The organism is Ancylobacter aquaticus, from assembly GCF_004339465.1.
GTDB classification, from domain to species: Bacteria; Pseudomonadota; Alphaproteobacteria; order Rhizobiales; family Xanthobacteraceae; genus Ancylobacter; species Ancylobacter aquaticus.
In genome coordinates, this window is record NZ_SMFY01000003.1 from 398,440 (window position 1) to 417,944 (window position 19,505).

General features: G+C 68.6%; 15 protein-coding genes and 2 pseudogenes. 15 read left to right on the forward strand and 2 right to left on the reverse strand.

The window, feature by feature from the left end; translation table 11 throughout:
- Positions 1-91 precede the first annotated feature (91 nt).
- From EV667_RS17835 to lhgO, 6 genes and pseudogenes are all read left to right on the forward strand, one after another.
- On the forward strand, positions 92-994 hold the full coding sequence (locus tag EV667_RS17835; protein WP_131836684.1) for an acyl-CoA thioesterase: 903 nt from the start codon (positions 92-94) through the stop codon (positions 992-994).
- Positions 995-1,290: 296 nt separating this feature from the next.
- Positions 1,291-1,629 carry a P-II family nitrogen regulator gene (locus EV667_RS17840; protein ID WP_131836685.1) on the forward strand — a complete coding sequence of 113 codons (339 nt, stop codon included), beginning with the start codon at positions 1,291-1,293 and terminating at the stop codon, positions 1,627-1,629.
- A gap of 47 nt (positions 1,630-1,676) precedes the next feature.
- Positions 1,677-3,041 carry an ammonium transporter gene (locus tag EV667_RS17845; protein ID WP_131836686.1) on the forward strand — a complete coding sequence of 455 codons (1,365 nt, stop codon included), beginning with the start codon at positions 1,677-1,679 and terminating at the stop codon, positions 3,039-3,041.
- 372 nt (positions 3,042-3,413) lie between these two features.
- Positions 3,414-3,599 (forward strand): annotated as a pseudogene (locus EV667_RS23260) (tripartite tricarboxylate transporter substrate binding protein); the annotation flags it as partial.
- 133 nt (positions 3,600-3,732) lie between these two features.
- Complete coding sequence (locus EV667_RS22625; protein WP_165901629.1) at positions 3,733-3,906, forward strand: hypothetical protein; 174 nt, start codon at positions 3,733-3,735, stop codon at positions 3,904-3,906.
- Positions 3,903-5,099, forward strand: coding sequence for an L-2-hydroxyglutarate oxidase (gene lhgO, locus EV667_RS17850; protein WP_165901652.1), 1,197 nt, complete (start codon positions 3,903-3,905; stop codon positions 5,097-5,099). The genes EV667_RS22625 and lhgO overlap by 4 nt, the downstream gene beginning before the upstream one ends.
- 54 nt (positions 5,100-5,153) lie before the next feature.
- Here the strand turns inward: lhgO and EV667_RS17855 are convergent, their stop codons facing one another.
- Entirely contained in the window at positions 5,154-5,861 is a 708-nt protein-coding gene (locus EV667_RS17855; protein ID WP_131836688.1) for a ribonuclease activity regulator RraA, read from the reverse strand.
- Between the two features lie 8 nt (positions 5,862-5,869).
- A pseudogene (locus EV667_RS17860) lies at positions 5,870-6,653 on the reverse strand (SDR family oxidoreductase).
- An 89-nt stretch (positions 6,654-6,742) separates the two neighbouring features.
- On the opposite strand from EV667_RS17860, the gene EV667_RS17865 reads away from it, so the two are divergent.
- The 9 genes from EV667_RS17865 to EV667_RS17905 all read left to right on the forward strand — a co-directional run bounded on the left by EV667_RS17865 (position 6,743) and on the right by EV667_RS17905 (position 19,403).
- Positions 6,743-7,630, forward strand: coding sequence for a LysR family transcriptional regulator (locus EV667_RS17865; RefSeq protein WP_131836689.1), 888 nt, complete (start codon positions 6,743-6,745; stop codon positions 7,628-7,630).
- A gap of 193 nt (positions 7,631-7,823) precedes the next feature.
- Positions 7,824-8,753 carry a dihydrodipicolinate synthase family protein gene (locus EV667_RS17870; protein WP_131836690.1) on the forward strand — a complete coding sequence of 310 codons (930 nt, stop codon included), beginning with the start codon at positions 7,824-7,826 and terminating at the stop codon, positions 8,751-8,753.
- Positions 8,754-8,888: 135 nt separating this feature from the next.
- Entirely contained in the window at positions 8,889-10,154 is a 1,266-nt protein-coding gene (locus tag EV667_RS17875) for an aminotransferase class I/II-fold pyridoxal phosphate-dependent enzyme (protein WP_245516236.1), read from the forward strand.
- A 65-nt stretch (positions 10,155-10,219) separates the two neighbouring features.
- Entirely contained in the window at positions 10,220-12,874 is a 2,655-nt protein-coding gene (locus EV667_RS17880; protein ID WP_245516237.1) for a DNA translocase FtsK, read from the forward strand.
- 172 nt (positions 12,875-13,046) lie between these two features.
- A complete protein-coding gene (locus tag EV667_RS17885; protein ID WP_131836692.1) occupies positions 13,047-13,784 on the forward strand; it encodes an outer-membrane lipoprotein carrier protein LolA in 738 nt (245 codons plus the stop codon).
- A gap of 215 nt (positions 13,785-13,999) precedes the next feature.
- Positions 14,000-14,818, forward strand: a complete 819-nt coding sequence (locus EV667_RS17890) for an exodeoxyribonuclease III (protein ID WP_131836844.1) — start codon at positions 14,000-14,002, stop codon at positions 14,816-14,818.
- Positions 14,819-14,903: 85 nt separating this feature from the next.
- A complete protein-coding gene (gene lptM / locus EV667_RS17895; protein WP_131836693.1) occupies positions 14,904-15,113 on the forward strand; it encodes an LPS translocon maturation chaperone LptM in 210 nt (69 codons plus the stop codon).
- A gap of 13 nt (positions 15,114-15,126) precedes the next feature.
- Positions 15,127-16,395 (forward strand): diaminopimelate decarboxylase, encoded by a 1,269-nt coding sequence (lysA, locus tag EV667_RS17900; RefSeq protein WP_131836694.1) that lies wholly within the window; start codon positions 15,127-15,129, stop codon positions 16,393-16,395.
- Positions 16,396-16,556: 161 nt separating this feature from the next.
- Positions 16,557-19,403: a TIGR02302 family protein gene (locus EV667_RS17905; protein ID WP_131836695.1), complete on the forward strand. Its 2,847-nt coding sequence runs from the start codon at positions 16,557-16,559 to the stop codon at positions 19,401-19,403.
- The last annotated feature ends 102 nt before the right edge of the window (positions 19,404-19,505 follow it).

Sequence of the window (19,505 nt, forward strand, 5' to 3'; positions counted from 1 at the left end):
ACCTATGCCTTAGCTAGGCACCCCGGACAATGCGCGCGGGTGACGCCCGCCCCTTCCCCGACGCCCCGACCCGATGAGGAGCCGCCCGCCCATGACCAACAGCGCCGCCGAACTCGTCGCCCTGCTCGATCTTGAACGGCTGGAGGACAACCTTTTCCGGGGCGACAACCCGCCGGAATCGTGGCCGTTCCGCACGCGCGTCTTCGGCGGGCAGGTGCTGGCGCAGGCGCTGGTGGCGGCGCAGCGCACGGTGGAAGGGGCGGGCGCCCATTCCATGCACGCCTATTTCCTGCTCGCCGGCGACCCGAACATACCGATCATCTACGATGTCGAGCGGGTGCGCGACGGACGCAGCTTCGCCACAAGGCGGGCGGTGGCGATCCAGCATGGGCGGCCGATCTTCATCATGTCGGTGTCGTTCCATCGCGAGGAGCCGGGGCTGGAGCACCAGCTCGACCTCGACATGGTGGTGCCCCCACCCGAGCAGGTGCCGGGCATCGGCGACCTGCCCGCCGACGTGCTCGCCGGGCTGCCGGCGCCGGTGTTGAACTACTGGAAGCGGCCGCGCCCGATCGAGCTCAGGCCGATCGGCCTCGGCGAGACGGTCGCCGCGCCGCGCCGGGCGGTGTGGTTCCGCGCCAATGGGGCGCTGCCGGACGAGGCGGACCTGCACCGCGCCGTGCTCGCCTATGCCAGCGACATGACGCTGCTGGAGGCGACGACGGCGCTGCACGGCACCAGCGTGCTCGGCGAGAGCCTGCAGGTCGCCAGCCTTGACCACGCGCTGTGGCTGCACCGGCCGTTCCGCGCCGATGACTGGCTGCTCTACGCGCAGGACAGCCCCAGCGCCGCCGGGGCCCGGGGCCTTGCGCGGGGCCTGATCTATGACCGCGCCGGCCGGCTGGTGGCCTCGGTGGCGCAGGAAGGGCTGATCCGCCCGGTGCGGCCTTTGGCGACGCCGCCTGCAACGCCTACCGCGCAGGCATCTGCCTAAAAAGTAATCTGCGTATGGCGATTGTGGGGCGGTGACTCAGGATGGGTCATTTGGCCGACCAAGAATTGAGCAAGCGGGCCGTGTCGCACAGGCGCAACGCAGCGCCAGCGTGCGCCCCGATAGGCCGCATGCGGCGCGGCCATTCGTGCCAAAAGCATTGATTCATAACGGTTGGCACGCGAATTGATTCTGTGTTCCCGGCTTGACCGGAAAGGTTGAAGAATCAACCTGGCCGAGTCCGACATGAAACGCCCAGAACCCCGCCAGCGGTTCGGGGCCAAGCGGGGACACGAACCATGAAGATCGTCATGGCTATCATCAAGCCTTTCAAGCTTGAGGAAGTCCGGGATGCGCTCACTGGCATTGGTGTGCACGGACTGACCGTCACGGAGGTCAAGGGATATGGCCGGCAGAAAGGCCACACCGAGATCTACCGCGGCGCAGAATACGCGGTGAGCTTTCTGCCGAAGCTCAAGATCGAGGTCGCCGTGCCTTCCGATCAGGTGGCCAAGGTCATCGACGCCATTACCACCTCGGCCAAGACCGGCCAGATCGGCGACGGCAAGATCTTCGTCTACGCGATCGACCAGGCCGTGCGCATCCGCACCGGCGAGACCGACGCCGACGCGCTCTGAGCGCCACTGATCCCGATATTTTCCGATTGCGACGGAGCACTGAACCCATGACGATCAAGAATTGGATACGCGCGGGCCTGCCTGCGCTGGCGACGACGGCGCTGTTCGCGGCCGCCGCTTTCGCCCAGGACAACCCGGCCACCGGCGCGGAAGCCACGGCCGAGGCGGTTGCCGCCGTCGCCACCGTGGACAAGGGCGACGTCACCTGGATGATGGTTTCCTCCATCCTCGTGCTGTTCATGACCGTGCCCGGCCTGGCGCTGTTCTATGGCGGCCTCGTGCGCGCCAAGAACATGCTCTCCGTGCTGATGCAGGTTCTGGTCGTCGCCGCGGTGATGATGCTGCTCTGGGTGTTCTACGGCTACTCGCTCTCCTTCACCTCCGGCAACGCCTTCATCGGCGGGTTCGAGAAGGCCTTCCTCGCCGGCGTTACCACCGAGAGCCTGGCCGACACCTTCTCGGCCAATGTGAAGATTCCGGAATACATCTTCATCGTGTTCCAGATGACCTTCTCGGCCATCACCCCGGCCCTCATCGTCGGCGCCTTCGCCGAGCGCATGAAGTTCTCGGCGATCGTGCTGTTCAGCATCCTCTGGGTGACGTTCGTGTACTACCCGATGGCGCATATGGTGTGGTTCTCGGAAGGTCTGCTGTTCCTGCACGGCGCGCTCGACTTCGCCGGCGGCACGGTGGTGCACATCAATGCCGGCCTCGCCGGTCTCGTCGGCGCGATCATCGTCGGCAAGCGCACGGGCTACGGCAAGGAACTGATGCCTCCCCACTCGCTGCCCTTCGCCATGATCGGCGCCAGCGTCCTGTGGGTGGGCTGGTTCGGCTTCAATGCCGGCTCCAACCTCGAAGCCAATGCCGGCACCACGCTCGCCGTCATCAACACCTTCGTCGCCACCGCCGGCGCGATCGTGGGCTGGACGCTCATCGAGTGGCTGGCCAAGGGCAAGCCCTCCATGCTCGGCGCGATCTCCGGCATGGTCGCCGGCCTCGTGGCGATCACCCCGGCCGCCGGCCTGTCGGGCCCGCTCGGCGCGATCGTCCTCGGCTTCGTCGCCTCGATCATCTGCTTCTTCTTCTGCACCACCATCAAGAACGCGCTGGGCTATGACGACAGCCTTGATGTGTTCGGCGTCCACGGCGTGGGCGGCATCGTCGGCGCCATCGGCACCGGCATCGTCGTTGCCCCCGCCCTCGGCGGTCCCGGCATCAGCGGCTACGAGATGGGCGCTCAGGTCTGGATCCAGACCCAGGCGGTGCTGCTCACCTTCGTGTGGTGCGGCATTGGCTCGGCGATCATCTTCTACCTCGTCAACGTCATCGTCGGCCTGCGTCCGTCGGTGGAGAAGGAGCGCGAGGGTCTCGACATCGTCGAGCATGGCGAGCGCGCTTACCACAGCTGATCGGGGCATAGCGCTCGGATCGACGGCGCGCGGCGAGCCCGCGCGCCGAGCTCTCCCAGGAATGGCGCGCGGCGGGTCCGTGGCGCCTTTCTCCCAGGGCCTGCTCGCGCAGTCGCCCCCGTTTCGCAGCCTCCCGCTGCCTGAAGGCCCCGGCTCCCCCGGGGCCTTTTCTTTTGGTTCAAGAAGAGGGCGCAGGCGCCGGGGCCTTGAGTCGGCGCTCGCGGTATCGTCGGTTAGGTGGCTGGATGTCGGGACGCATGGCGGGACGGCCTCGGCGGCCGGCGCGCGGCAATAGTTTGCTTTTGTTTGAAGCAATCTCATCAAGAGTTTTGTTCCCCGGCGACCATTGCCCAGTCGCCCTATGTGCTGGTCGTGCCCGCCACCTCCGAGTACAAGACGCTGGACGATCTCAAGCGCGCCAAGTGCCTGACCGGCGGCACGGTCGGCATCGTCTCCGATGCGGCGCTGCTGGCGAAGATGACCTCAAACGCATTCGGCGTTCAGAACGTCCCGGTCCCGTTCGACGGCGACGGCGAGGTCATGGCGGCCATTCTCGGAGGCCACGTCGACATCGCCTATTTCAACCCTTCGGAAGTGCTGCCGCAGATCAAGGCCGGTGCGCCTACCCGCCCGTTCCGCTTATGCCTGGCCTTGTGCTCGGCCCTATGCTGGAGCGGAACATCCGGCGACCATGATTCAGTCGCAGGGCGATCTGAGCGTGTTCGTGGAGCACCCGATCGCGCTGGTGCTGTTTATCGGCACGGCGATCGTCATTCTGTTGCCGCCGATCCTGAGACTGGCCAAAATCCGCAAGATTCCCGCCGACGCCGCCGAGGCCATGCCGCTCAACAGGAAAGCGCCGTGATGGACTATCAATACTGCATCATCGGTGGCGGGATTGTCGGCCTCGCCACCGCGCTCGACATCCTGTCGCGCGATCCCGGGGCCCGGCTCGTGCTGCTCGAGAAGGAAGACGGCTTCGGCCAGCACCAGACCGGCCATAATAGCGGGGTCATCCACGCCGGCATCTATTATCAGCCCGGCTCGCTGAAGGCGGGTTTGTGCCGCGAGGGGGCCGTCGCCACCAAACAGTTCTGCCGCGAGAACGGCATCCCTTTCGAGACCTGCGGCAAGCTCATCGTCGCCACCAGCGAGCTGGAAATGGAACGCCTGGCGGCGCTGGAAGAGCGCGCCCATCGCAATGAGATCGTGGTCGAGCCGGTCTCGGCGGCTCGGCTCGGCGAGATCGAGCCCCATGTCAGCGGGCTGGGCGCGTTGCGGGTTCCGGCCACCGGCATCGTCGACTATCGGCGAATCTGCCTTGCCATGAGCGAGCGCCTGAAGGGCCTCGGCGCCACGCTGCGGCTCGGCACCCGCGCCACCGGCATCGTCGAGGAGACGTCCGGCGTCATGGTGCGAACCGACAGCGGTAACACGCTGCGGGCAGAGCGGCTGGTCGCCTGCGCCGGCCTGCAGTCCGACCGCATCGCCCGTCTGGCCGGCTTGGAGGCAACCCATCTGGTGGTGCCGTTCCGTGGTGAATATTACACGCTGCCGGCGAGCAAGGCGGGCCTCGTGGGCCATCTCATCTACCCGGTGCCGGACCCGGATCTGCCCTTCCTCGGTATCCACCTGACGCGGATGATCGACGGGCGACTGACGGTCGGCCCGAACGCGGTGCTGGGTTTTTCCCGCGAGGGCTATGGCAAGGGCAGCGTGCGGCTTGCCGACGTGGCCTCGATGCTCGCTTTTCCCGGCTTCTGGCGAATGGCGCGCCGCAATCTGCGCTCGGGCGTGGACGAGTTCCGCAACTCGCTGTTCCGCCGCCTCTATCTCGAGCAATGCCGTAAATACTGCCCGAGCCTGACGCTTGACGACCTCGGCAGCCCGGGCGCCGGCATCCGCGCGCAGGCGATCCTGCAGGACGGGACCCTGGTCCAGGATTTCCTGTTCCTCTCTTCGCCCCGCATGCTGCATGTGTGCAACGCGCCGTCGCCGGCCGCGACCTCGGCCATGCCGATCGCGCGGATGATCGTCGACGAGCTCACCGCAGCTTAAAGCCGGCGCCGCGCCTGAGCGCCGCGCCGGCTGTGAGGGCAAGGGAGGCGACGTTCAGGACTGGCCGGCCTTGAAGGCGTCGTAGCGGGCGCGGGTCTCGGCATTCATCGGGTAGAGGCCGGGCAGCGCGACGCCACGGCCGACCTCCGTCATGATCCAGGCCTCCATCCGCTCCTGCTCCGGCGCCTCGGCCAGGATGATGTCGAGATAGGCGGCCGGAATCACCACGGCACCGTCCTGGTCCACCACGATGATGTCGTCGGGGAAGACGGCCACGCCGCCGCAGGCGATGGGCTCGTTCCAGCCGACGAAGGTCAGGCCCGCGACGGAGGGAGGCGCCGCCGTGCCTTCACACCAGATCGGCAGGCCGGTGGACAGAACGCCCTCGATATCGCGCATGACGCCATCGGTGATCAGCGCCGTGACGCCGCGCTTGACCATGCGCGCGCACAAGATGTCGCCGAAGATGCCGGCATCGAGCACGCCCATGGCGTCCGCGACGACGATGACGCCTTCCGGCATGGCCTCGATGGCGCCACGGGTGGAGATCGGCTTCGACCAGCTTTCGGGGGTCGCAAGGTCCTCGCGTGCCGGCACGAAGCGCAGCGTGAAGGCCTTGCCGACCAGCCGGGGCTGGCCCGGCCGCACCGGCTTGGTGCCACGCAGCCAGACGTTCCGCAGACCCTTCTTCAGCAGGATCGTGGTCAGCGTCGCGGTGGAGACGTTCTGGAGGGTGCGGACAAGTTCCGGATCAAGGCTCATGTCATTCCTCAGATGTTCGGGATGAGGCCGCCGTCGACACGGATGACGGAGCCGGTGATGTAGGAGGCGCGTTCGCTGGCGAGGAACGCGACCGTGTCGCCATATTCGCGGGGGTCGCCATAGCGCCCGAGTGGGATGGAGCCGGTGCTCTCAGTGACGATGTCAGCCACCGGCCGGCCCTCGCGCTTGGCCTTCTGCTCGTCCAGAAAGGTGATGCGGCCGGTGGCGATGCGGCCCGGCAGTACGATATTGGCGGTCACGCCGTCGCGGCCGACCTCGCGCGCCAGGGTCTTGGACCAGCCCACCAGTGCCAGCCGGAGCGCGTTGGATATGCCGAGATTGGCGATGGGGGCGACCACGCCCGACGAGGTGGAGGTGATCACCCGGCCCCATCCACGTTCGCGCATCGCCGGCAGCACAAGGTCGGTGACACCGATGACCGAGCGCACCATCTCGTCGAAATAGCGCGACCAGACCTCGGGCGCCTGCCCGCTGGCGGGGGTCGGCGGCGGGCCGCCGGTATTGTTGACGAGGATATCGACCGGGCCGAACTCGGAGGTCAGGCGCGCGAGATGGCCGGGCGCCGCAGCCAGGTCGGCAATGTTCCAGCCGATGGCCCGTGCGGTGCCGCCGCTTCCGGCGATGTCGCCGGCGGTCCGGGCGGCGGCCTCCGTATCAATGTCGGCAACGGCAACGCGCGCGCCCTCAACTGCCAGTGCGCGCGATCGCACCACCCAGCCCGCCACCGGCGCCAAAGACCAGGGCGGTTTTTCCGTTCAGTCCGAGTTCCACGTTGTCCTCCTGTTGGAAGGCAGTTGAGCACCGCGTGGCAAGAGAACAAAGCTTGTGTGCGCTTGCTTCAGACCCTAGAAAATCTATCTATGGAAACGCGGTACCTCGAAACTTTTCTACTGGTCGTCGAGCATGGATCGCTTGCCGAAGCCTCGCGCCGCCTCGCCATCACCCCGGCCGCCGTCGCGCAGCGCATGCAGGCGATGGAGGAAGAAATCGGCGTGCCGCTGCTGATCCGCTCGGGCCGCCAGATGCGGCCGACCGATGCCGGCCACGCCATACTCGACCAGGCCCGCCGCATCCTCACCGATGTCCGCCATCTCACGATACTGGCGGCCAAGGACATGCCGTCCGGCGAATTGCGGCTCGGCGCCATCTCCACCGCCCTGATGGGCCTGCTGCCCGCCGCGTTGCAGCGGCTGCGGGCCAGTGTGCCGGATGTCGAGGTGTTTATCCTGCCTGGTACCTCGTCGGCCCTGTATCAGCAGCTGGTGGACGGCATGATCGACGCCGCCCTCATCGTCCAGCCGCCCTTCCCGATCCTGAAATCGTTCGACTGGCGGCTGCTGCGCTCCGAACGGCTCGTCCTGCTCTGCCCCACCGCCTGGGCGCAGGACGACATCGCGATCCTGCTCGCCACCCGCCCTTTCCTGCGCTACGACCGCAACAACTGGGGCGGGCGGCTGGCCGACCAGTACCTGCAGGATTTCGGCATCACGCCGCGCGACTGGCTGGAGCTCGATTCGCTGGAGGCGATCGCGGTCATGGTCGGAAACGGGCTCGGCATCGCGCTGGTGCCGGACTGGTCGCGGCCCTGGCCCGATACCGGCACGTTTGTGCGGCTGGACCTGCCGCCGCCGGCGCGGGCGCGCGAGATCGGGATGCTGTGGCCGCGCGGCTCGCCGGCCGGCCGCCTGGTCCATCTGCTGCTGGAGGCGGTGGAGGGCACCCCGCAACAGGCCGTTTCCAAGGCCTGATGGGGTGGTCCCCGACACGCTGTGCCGCATGAACTGAGGCCGGAGCCTATAATTTCTAGGGTATGATCATAGAACAAGACGGTTCTTTCCCGGCAGCGTCTCAGGCATCGTGCGGCCCGGTGCACGGGTGAAGAGCGGCGACCGCTGCCGGACGCCTGCGCGCACGACCCGCCTCTGAACCGGAATCCCGACCATGCCGCTCGACGCCACTGCCTCCGGCCTTTTCCCCATCGCCCCGACGCCCTTCACGCCGGACGGCGCCATTGATCATGGTTCGGTCGAGACGCTGATCGGGCGCTATCTCGCCGCCGGTGCAACGGGCGTGACCGTTCTGGGCATCATGGGCGAGGCGCCCAAACTTGAGCCGGAGGAGGCGCTTGCCCTCACCGCGCGTTTCATCAAGGGCTTTGGCGCGCTGCCGGTCATCGTCGGCGTTTCCGCACCCGGCTTTGCCGCCATGCGCGCGCTGGCCCGCACCGTGACGGAGCGCGGCGCGGCCGGCGTGATGATCGCGCCGCCGCCGGCGCTGCGCACCGACGACCAGATCACCGGCTATTACCGCCAGGCGGTGGAGGCCATCGGCAGCGACATTCCCTTCGTGATCCAGGATTATCCGCTCACTCTTTCCGTGCAGATGACGCCGAAGGTGATCCGCCAGATCGTCGAGGAGAATCCGTCCTGCGTGATGCTGAAGCACGAGGACTGGCCGGGGCTGGAGAAGATTTCGGCGCTGCGGGGTTTCCAGGAGGAAGGGACGATGCGGCCGATCTCCATCCTCACTGGCAATGGCGGCCTGTTCCTCGATTTCGAGATGGAACGCGGGGCCGACGGCGCGATGACCGGCTACGCCTTCCCGGAAATGCTCGGCGATGTCGTGCGGCTGCAACGGGAGGGGCGGCGCGAGGAGGCGCACGATCTGTTCGATGCCCATCTGCCGCTGCTGCGCTACGAGCAACAGCAGGGCGTGGGGCTGGCGGTGCGCAAATATGTGCTGATGAGGCGCGGCTTCATCGCCTCGGACGCCCAGCGCAAGCCGGCGCCCGCGCTCTCGGTGGCGGCGCGCGCGGAAGTCGATTATCTGCTGGCCCGTCTCGCCCGGCAGGACGAGCGGGCGCGGCTCTGAGCCGGCCTTTCGTTTGCGCGCGCAACGTTCCATTCAAAGGCGCCATCACGCGCGCATGGTTAAGAACGCCTTTACCGCAGCGGGGCTATTGTGCCGCAAGAGGCCGCATTCCGTGGCCGAGGCGAGACGTTCCCCGTGCCTGACGCCCTCTCTCCCGCCGTCGTCGCGACCCCGGCGAGCGCCGCCCCCGATCCGGGGCCGGCGGCGCGTTCGCCCTTCGTGCGGCTGACCGAACTGCTCGCCGATCTCGCGCCGGGAAAGCCGGCGCTGAGCCTGGCGGTCGGGGAGCCGCGCCATGCCATGCCGGGCTTTGTCGGCGCCGTGCTGGCCGCCCATCTCGACGGCTTCGGCCGCTACCCCGCGGGCAAGGGGCTGCCGGAATTCCGCCGTGCCGCCAGCGACTGGTTTGCCCGCCGCTACACGCTGGTGCGCGCCCCCGACCCGGAGAGTGAGGTGCTGGTGCTGAACGGCTCGCGCGAAGGGCTATTCTTCGCCGCGCTGATGGCGCGCCGGCTGCTCTCGCCGCAAAAGCGCGCCCGCCTCGGCGACAGCGCCCCGGCGGTGCTGCTGCCCAACCCGTTCTATGCCGCCTATGGCGCGGGAGCGGAGGCCGCCGGCTGCGAGAGCGTCGACCTGCCCTTGCCGGCCGATGGCGGCTGGCTGGCCGACCTCGACGCGCTGACCCCCGAACTGCTCGACCGCTCGGTCGCGCTCTATTTCGCCTCGCCCGCCAACCCGCAGGGCACCATCGCCCCGCGCGCCTATCTGCAGCGGCTGGTGGCGCTGTGCCAGGCGCATGAGGTGATGGTGTTTGCCGACGAGTGCTATTCCGAGATCTGGCTCGGCGACGCGCCGCCGACCGGGGTGCTGGAAGTGGCGGGGCCGGATTTCGCGGGCGTCGTGGCCTTCAACTCGCTGTCCAAGCGCTCAAGCCTGCCGGGCCTGCGCTGCGGCTTCTGCGCCGGTGACGCGCGTTTCATCGAGGCCTTCGCCGATTTCCGCAATGTCGCGGCGCCACAGGTGCCCGAGCCGCTGCAATGGGTCGGTATCGCGGCGCTGGCCGACGAGGTGCATGTGGACGAGAGCCGCGACCTTTACAAAGCGAAGGTCGACATCGCCGACCAGGTGTTCGGTGGGCATTTCGATTACCAGCGGCCCGATGGCGGCTTCTTCCTCTGGCTGAACGTGGCCGGGCTGCGCAGCGGCGGGCTGAGCGCCGGCGAGGAAGCCGCGCGCCGGCTCTGGCAGCGCGAGGGGCTGCGTACCGTGCCGGGCGGCTATCTCTGCCGCTCCGATGCGCTCGGGCGCAATCCCGGCGCGGACTATCTGCGCATTGCGCTGGTGCAGGATCTGGCGACGACGCGGGAGGCGCTGCCGCGCCTTCTGGCCGGCCTGTCCTGAGCGGGGCGGGGCGTTTGGCGAGGCGGGGCAAGGACACGGGGCGCGATATGGGGACGCAGACATCAATGCGGACGCCTCGGCTGGAGGCCGCCCCTTCCCGTGCCGCCCGGCCAAGGCTGCGGGTCGATCCCGCCGGCAAGGGGGGCGGCGCTGCCGGTCCGGGCGGGCGGGCGCACCGGGCGGGCAAGAGCGCGCCGGGCGGGTTTCTGCCGGAGGAGGTGCGGGGCGCGCTTGGCCGGCGGACGGCGGAGTTCGTCGGCCTCGCCCTGCTGTGCCTGTGCACGCTGATGCTGCTGGCGCTGGCCACCTGGTCGGCCGACGATCCCAGCTTCAGCCGCTCCAGCGCGGCGGCACCGTCCAATCTCCTGAGCGTGCCCGGTGCGGTGTTCGCCGATGTGATGATGCAGCTTTTCGGCGTCGCCGCGCTGGCGGCGGTGCTGCCCGTGGGCATCTGGGGCTGGCTCATCCTGACCCATCGCCACCCCGGGCGGCTGCGGGCGCGGCTGATCGCGCTGGTGGCCGGCATCGTGTTCGCCGCCGGCTTCGCCGCGTGCCTGCCGCGTTTCGGCGGCTGGCCCCTGCCGAGCGGGCTCGGCGGCGTGCTGGGTGAGTTCCTGCTGGCAGTGCCAGGCGCGCTGCGCGCCGGCTGGCTGACCAGTGCCGATTACGCGGTGGTCGGCGTCGTCTGCCTCGTCAGTGCCGCACTCACCCTGCCGCTGGCGGTCGGGTTCGGGCTGCGCGCCGGTGCGGAGGAAAACCCGGACGAGACGCGCCGCGAACCCGCCGGCTTCGAGGATGACGAGCCGGGCTGGTTGGCGTTCCTGCTCGGCATGATGACCCATGCTGCGCTGTCGCTGAAGGCGCGCATCGCCCCCGGCGGAAGCCGCCGCGCCCGCCGGCCACGCCCCTCGGGCGGGCTGTCGGACAGGCTGCGCGCGCGCGTCGGCCTGAATGGAGCGGAGGATGACGACCTCGCGTCCCTGCGCGGTGGCCGGCACGAGCCGAGCTTCGGCCAGCGCGAAGCCTTTGACGACGAAGAGGATGTCGCCGGGTTCGAGAGTGCCGACGACGATCTGCCCGACCCTCTGGACGAGGATTTCGCCGCGCCGTCACCCCCGCCGGCACCGCGCGCGGCCAAGCGCCCGCCGCCGCTGCGCTCGATCCGCGGCGGACGCGCCGCGCTGGAGGAGCAACGTCGGCGCTATGCCTTGCCGGGGCTCGATCTCCTGGCGCCCCCGCCGCCGCGCGGCGGCCCGGCCCTGTCGCGCGAGACGCTGGACGAGAATGCCCGCGACCTCGAAGGCGTGCTCGACGATTTCGGCGTGCGCGGCGCCATCGTCAATGCGCGCCCCGGACCTGTGGTGACGCTCTATGAACTGGAGCCGGCCCCCGGCATCAAGTCCAGCCGCGTCATCGGCCTCGCCGACGACATCGCCCGCTCGATGAGCGCGATTTCCGCCCGCGTGGCGGTGATCCCGGGCAAGAACGCCATCGGCATCGAACTGCCCAACCCCAAGCGCGACAAGGTGCTGCTGCGCGAAATTCTGGCCGCGCGCGACTTCGGCGAGGCGGCGCACAAGCTCGCCATCGCGCTCGGCAAGACCATCGGCGGCGAGCCTGTCATCGTCGACCTCGCCCGCATGCCGCATCTGCTGGTCGCCGGCACGACCGGCTCGGGCAAATCGGTCGCCATCAACACGATGATCCTCAGCCTGCTCTACCGGATGCGGCCAGAACAGTGCCGGCTCATCATGATCGACCCGAAGATGCTGGAGCTTTCCACCTATGACGGCATCCCGCATCTGCTGACCCCCGTCGTCACCGACCCGAAGAAGGCGGTCGTCGCGCTGAAATGGGCAGTGCGCGAGATGGAGGAACGCTACCGCAAGATGTCGAAGGTCGGGGTGCGCAGCATTGACGGCTTCAATGCCCGCATCGCCGAGGCGCAGGTCAAGGGCGAGCAGATCGTGCGGACCGTGCAGACCGGCTTCGACAAGGAAACGGGCGAGGCGATCTATGAGCGCGAGGAAATGGACCTCTCGCCGATCCCCTATATCGTCGTGGTGGTCGACGAGATGGCCGATTTGATGATGGTTGCCGGCAAGGATATCGAGGGCGCCATCCAGCGCCTCGCGCAGATGGCCCGCGCCGCTGGCATCCACCTCATCATGGCCACCCAGCGCCCGAGCGTCGATGTCATCACCGGCACCATCAAGGCGAACTTCCCGACCCGGATTTCCTTCCAGGTGACGTCCAAGATCGACAGCCGCACCATTCTCGGCGAGATGGGCGCGGAGCAGCTGCTGGGCCAGGGCGACATGCTCTACATGGCCGGCGGCGGCAGAATCTCGCGCGTCCATGGCCCGTTCGTGTCGGACCAGGAGGTGGAGCGGGTGGTCGAGCATCTGAAGGCGCAGGGCGCCCCCGATTATCTCGACGAGGTGACGGTCGATCTCGACAGCGAGGGAGACGACGGCGCGGTTTTCGACAAGAGCGGCATGGGCGGCGAGGAAGGCGGTGACCTCTACTCGCAGGCAGTGGCCGTGGTGCTGCGCGACAAGAAATGCTCTACCTCCTACATCCAGCGCCGGCTGCAGATCGGCTACAACCGCGCCGCCTCGCTGGTAGAGCGGATGGAGCGCGAGGGGCTGGTCGGCCCGGCCAACCATGCCGGCAAGCGCGAGATTCTCGCCGAGTCCGGCGGGGCGGAGGGCTACTGAGCCGATGAGGGCCTCGCACCCCGCCCGCTTCCACCCGGACGCTGCTGACGTTGCGTCGGGGCCACAGGATCGCCACAGCGGCGCGCTACCCGCGTTGTTGACACATCCCTGCGCACCCCGGCCGCCTTCGCGCCGCGCGCCATCCGAGACGTGCCCCAGCGAGATTTGCCCCATGCGCCCTATGCTCCGTATCTGCGCCGCCGCCCTGCTGCTTCTGCCCGCAATACTCCTGCCTGCTGGCGTCGCGCTGGCGCAAATGTCGCCGCCGTCCTTCGTGCCGGTGCCGCCGAAAAAGCCGGCGGCGCTGATGCGTACCGCGCAGGCAGACCCGGCGACTGCGGCGACCGCCGATCCCAATATCCAGGTCGCCGCCGTGGCGAACCAGCGCGCGGCGAATGAGACGGTCCAGCGAATCAACGATTACTTCAACAGCTTCAAGACGATGATCGGCGATTTCGTGCAGGTCGATCCCGACGGCACCCGCCAGCAGGGGCAGTTCTACATTCTCAAGCCGGGCCGGGTGCTGTTTGAATATGAAGCGCCGAGCCGGATCGAGCTGGTGGCCGACGGGCGCTCGGTTGCGGTACGCGACAAGAAGCTGAAGACGCAGGACATTTCCCCGCTCTCGGCCACGCCGCTGCGCTTCCTGCTGTCGGAGAACTTCAACCTCGCCCGCAACACCAACGTGACCGGCGTCTACCAGGACGACATCTTCGCCACGGTTGTGATCGAGGAAAAGCAGCCCATGGTCGGTACCTATCGACTGATGATCATGTTCGACGCCAAGACCATGCAGCTCAAGCAGTGGACCGTCACCGACCCGCAGGGCTACGACACCACGGTCGCCGTCTCCAACCTCGACACCGCCCAGCGGCCGGACCCGATGCTGTTCGTCATCAACCGGAATTGAGGGGGGGGGCCGGCCGTATCGCGGATAAGCCGCGCTCCCCTCCCTCATGCCCGGGTTTGACCCGGCACCCGGAGCGGGCGGCGGCCGGGGCAGTTCCGGCGAGGGTCTGTCGGAGAACGAGCGCCTGAGGCGGCGAAGACGGCGGCGCGGGCTCCCCTTCACGCGAAAATGCTCTAGTGTCGCGGCCGATTCCCGCCCGCGAAGGTCCCTCCGCTTTGCCGCTCTCCATTGCCACCTGGAACATCAATTCGGTGCGGCTGCGCATCGGGCTCGTCGGCAAGCTCGCCGAGGAACACCAGCCGGACGTCATCTGCCTGCAGGAGACCAAGACGCCGGATGACCGCTTCCCGCTGAAAGAGGCGGCCAAGCTCGGCTATCCCCATGCCGCCATCCATGGCCAGAAGGGCTATCACGGCGTCGCCATCCTCTCGAAGCGACCCTTCGAGGCGGTGAGCCGGCAGGGCTTCTGCGACATGGGCGATGCGCGTCACATCTCGGTGGTGCTCGGGCGCGAGGCGGGGCTGTCCGCGCCCCTGACCATCCACAATTTCTACATCCCGGCCGGCGGCGATATCCCCGACCCTGAGGTGAACGAGAAATTCCGCCACAAGCTGGCCTTCCTCGACGAGGCCACCGCCTGGGAACACCTGCACCCGCAGGACCCCGCCGCGCGCTCGGTGCTGGTGGGCGACCTCAACATCGCGCCGCTGGAGGCCGATGTGTGGAGCCACAAGCAGTTGCTCGACGTGGTCAGCCATACGCCGGTCGAGGTCGACAGGCTGGCGAAGCTACAGGCTGCGGGCAATTGGGTTGACGTGATGCGCACTTTCATTCCGCCGCAGGAGAAGCTCTACACCTGGTGGAGCTACCGTGCCGCCGACTGGGCGGCGTCCAATCGCGGCCGGCGGCTGGACCATGTGTGGGCGACCCCCGCGCTGGCCCCTGCCGCCCGCGCGCTCACCGTGCTGCGCGAGGCGCGCGGCTGGGAGCGGCCCTCCGACCATGTGCCCGTGATCGCCACCTTCGAGGCGTAGCCGCAGCGTGCTGCGGGCTCGCCTTTCCGCAGGCGCCGTTATAGGTTGCGCCAGAACGTCACCTGACCCAGCCGAGGAAGCCTCCTTGTCCCGTGCTCTCTCCCGCCTGTGCCGCGTCCTTACCCTTTCGCTCGCGCTCGGTGGCGCGCTGGCGCTGGGCGGTTGCGGCGTGAAAGGCCCGCTGGAGCCGCCGCCGAACTCGCCGCAGGCGCAGCCCGGCCCGGACGGCAAGGTGCCAAAGGATACCGGCCCGGTGAAGCCGGACCAGCCTTTCATCCTCGACGGCCTGCTCTGACCACCGAAGCGCCATGCATCATTTCGCCTATCGTGACGGCATCCTCCACGCCGAGGATGTGAGCCTCGCCGACATCGCCCGCGCGGTCGGCACGCCCTTCTATGCCTATTCGACGGCGACGCTGGAGCGTCACCACCGGGTGTTCACCGACGCCTTCGCCGACATGCGGACCACGCTGTGCTACGCGGTGAAGGCCAATTCCAACCAGGCGGTGATCCGCACCTTCGCCAAGCTCGGCGCGGGGGCCGACATCGTCTCCGGCGGCGAACTGAAGCGGGCGCTGCAGGCAGGCATCGAGCCGCGCAAGATCGTGTTCTCCGGCGTCGGCAAGACGCGCGAGGAAATGGCGGGGGCGCTCGATGCCGGCATCATGTGCTTCAATGTCGAGAGCGAGCCGGAACTGCTGACCCTCTCCGAAGTGGCGGTGAGCCACGGGGTGGCCGCGCCGATCTCGATCCGCGTCAACCCGGATGTCGACGCCAAGACCCACCACAAGATTTCCACCGGCAAGTCGGACAACAAGTTCGGCATTCCGGTCTCGCGCGCGCGCGAGGTTTACCGTCACGCGGCGGCGCTGCCGGGGCTGCGCATCACCGGCGTCGACATGCATATCGGCAGCCAGATCACGGATCTCGGCCCGTTCGACAATGCCACCGCGCTGCTGGTGGAACTCGCTCGCGACCTGATGGCGGACGGGCATCCGCTGACCCATCTCGATCTCGGCGGCGGGCTGGGCGTGCCCTATGTCGCCGGCGAGGCGGAGCCACCGCTGCCCTCCGCCTATGCCGCGCTGGTGAAGCGGCACACGCACAATCTCGGCCTCGGCCTCGTCTTCGAGGTCGGGCGCATGCTGGTGGCGAATGCCGGCATCCTCGTTTCCCGCGTGCTTTACGTGAAGGAAGGCGAGGGCAAGCACTTCGTCATTGTCGACGCGGCGATGAACGATCTCATCCGCCCGACGCTCTACGACGCTCATCACGAAATCTTGCCCGTGCGCGAGGCGGTGCCCGGTGAGGGGCAGATGGTCGCGGATGTGGTCGGGCCGGTGTGCGAATCCGGCGATTTCCTGGCACTCGGGCGGCGACTGCCGGGACTGAAGGCCGGCGATCTCATCGCCGTGATGACGGCGGGCGCCTATGGCGCGGTGCAGGCCTCTACCTACAATACACGCGCGCTGATCCCGGAAGTGCTGGTCAGAGGCTGGGAATTCGCCGTGGTGCGGCCGCGCGTGGAGGTTGACGACCTCATTGCGCTCGACCGGATGCCGGGCTGGCTGGCCTGAGTCTCCCGGCGTCGCGCCGCCGCATTTGCCTCACGCGGCATCTCACGATGTGATGATGAAGTGAGCGTGCCTGTTCCAGGTGCAGGACTGGCGCGGCGGATTCGCCATGTTAAGGTGACGCTGGGGCTGGTGTGGACCTGAGAACCTCGGAGGTCGGCCGCGTGACGGCAACACCGGATGGAACGGAAGGCGAGGGCCGCCCGGCGGCGGCTGGCGCGCGCGCGGAGAAGTTGCGGGCCGGCGAACGCCGGAGCGAGGGCCGCTCTGCCGAGCAGCGCAATTCCGCAGAGCACCGCATGGGCGCCGCTTTGCAGCGGGCCTGGGGCGTGCTCCTGTGGGAGCGCGTGTGGCCTGCCGTGGTCGCGCTCGGGGCTGCGCTCGGCCTGTTCCTCATCGCCTCCTGGCTCGGCCTCTGGCTGTCATTGCCGCCCTATGGCCGCGTCATCGGGCTTGTCCTGTTCGCCGCCCTGTTCGCGCTGGCGCTGGTGCCGGCGCTGCGCATCCGGCCGCCCTCGGCCGGCGAGGCGCTGTCGCGGCTCGACCGCGAAAGCCACCTGCCGCACCGGCCGGCCACCGCCCTCTCCGACCATCTCGCCTCGAAGCCTGACGATCCCGTTGGCGCCGCGCTCTGGCGGGCGCATCTGGCGCGGATGTCGGCGCAGATCGGCAGCTTCCGCGTCGGCCTGCCGGCGCCGCGCGTCGCCGCCAAGGATGGGCAGGCGCTGCGGGCGCTGGTGCTGCTCGGGGTGATCGCCACCTTCTTCATGGTGCCGGGCGACCATATGCGGCGCATCGCCGCCGCTTTCGATTGGGCCGAGCTGGTGCCGCCGAAGCCCTACCGCGTCGATGCCTGGGTAACGCCGCCCGGCTATACCGGCCGCGCGCCGATCATGCTGCCGGGGCTGCGCTCGCAGGAACTGGCGCAGGCGGCCGCCGGAGCGCCTGACCCTGCCGCCGACTCGGCTTATGAGGCGAGCGCGATGACCGTGCCGGCCGGCAGCGAGCTGGTGGTGCGTATCATCGGGCTTGAGGACGCGAAGCTGGTGACGCAGGGCGGCATTGCCACGGCGCCGGCGAAAGAGGAAGAGACGCCGGAGGGGTCGCGCGTACCCACGGCTGCGGCTCCGCCCGCCACCGGCGACGAGCGGCGCTTTGTCATCGCCACAGACGGCGCGGCCCGCATCGAGGGGCCGGACGGGCGTTTTGTCTCCTGGCATTTCCGCGCGCAGCCGGACAACCCGCCGACCATCGAATTGACCAAGGAGCCGCAGGCCTCGGGCAATAACGCGCTGGCGCTGAGCTACAAGGCCGAGGACGATTACGGAATTGCCGGCGCCGAGGCGCGCTTTGTCGCCCTGCCGCTGCCCCCGCCGCTGCACGCGCTGAAGAACGCGCCCAAACGTGCCGAGCCCCGCACGCTGGTGGAGGCGCCGAACTTCCCGCTGCCGCTGGTCGGCGGCCGCTCCAAGGTGGCGAGCGGGCAGACGACGAAGGACTTCACCGAGAATCCGTGGGCGGGCACAAGGGTCGACCTGACGCTGGTGGCCCGTGACCAGGCCGGCAATGTCGGCCAGTCCGCCCCGCGTAGCCTCACGCTGCCGCAGAGAAGCTTCTCCAACCCGCTGGCGCGGGCATTGATCGAGGAGCGGCGGACATTGGCGCTTGATGCCGACATGCGCGAACGGGTGCAGGCCGGGCTTGACGCGCTGGCCATCGCGCCGGAAGTGTTCACGCCCGATCCCTTGCACTATATGGGCCTGCGCACGGCGTCTTTCCGGCTGGCCAATGCCCGCAGCGACGACGATCTGCGCGGCGTCGTCGACTATCTCTGGGAGGTCGCGGTCCGCATCGAGGATGGAGACCTCTCCGATGTCGAGAAGCGGCTGCGCGACGCCCAGCAGGCGCTGCAGAACGCGCTTGAAAACAACGCGTCCGACGAGGAAATCCAGAAGCTGGCGCAGGAACTGCGCGACGCCATGAACGAGTTCATGAAGGCGCTGGCGCAGGAGGCGCAGCGCAACCAGAACCGTGCCGACTCCAACCAGCCGATGGACCCGAACGCCCGCACGGTCCGCCCGCAGGACCTGCAGAAGATGCTCGACCGCATCGAGGACATGGCGAAAAACGGCGCCCGCGATGCCGCGCGACAGATGCTGAGCGAGCTGCAGAACATGCTGAACGGCCTGCAGGCCGGGCGTCAGCAGCAGCGCCAGCAGCAGGGCCAGAGCCAGATGTCCCAGTCCATGGACCAGCTCGGCGACATGATCCGCCGCCAGCAGCAGCTGCGCGACCGCACCTTCAAGGAAGGGCGGGAGGGGGAGCAGGACCAAGCGTTCAACGAGCTGAAGCAAAATCAGGAGCAACTGCGCGAGCAGCTGCGCCAGCTGCGCGAGAAGATGCAGCAGGCCATGCGCGAGCGGGGTCAGCAAGGCGAGAACGGCGAGGGCCAGCAAGGTCAGGGGCAGCAAGGTCAGGGGCAGCAAGGTCAGGGGCAGCAAGGTCAGGGGCAACAAGGCCAGGGCCAGCAGGGCGAGGGTCAGCAGGGCGAGGGTCAGCAGGGCCAAGGCCAGGGCCAGGGGCGCGGCCAGGGCCAAGGGCAGGGCATGCCTGGCGAAGGCGGTTTCGCCCAGGCCGAGCAGGCGATGCGCGAGGCCGAGCAGGCGCTTGGCGAAGGTGACGGCACCGGCGCGGTGGATGCCCAGAGCGAGGCGCTGCAGGCGCTGCGCCGGGGCGCCCAGCAGATGGCCGAGGCCATGCAGCAACAGCAGGGTGGCCCCGGCGGCGAGGGGCCGGGCGGCCCTTCCGGGCAGAGCGCCGAGCGCACCGACCCGCTCGGCCGGCCGATGCGCTCGCGCGACTATGGCGACGACAACACGGTGAAGGTGCCGGAAGAAATCGACATGCAGCGCGCCCGCCGGGTGCTGGAGGAACTGCGCCGCCGCTTCGGCGAGCCCGACCGTCCGCGCCTTGAGCTCGACTATCTGGAGCGGCTGCTGCGCGACTTCTGAACCGGCGGCATTGCCCGACGCTTCCCGGGGGGCCTGCTGATCCGGGCCTGCCGTTTCACGCTGACCAAGCGACAGTGCGAGGCGGTGGGTGACCGCTGGCGC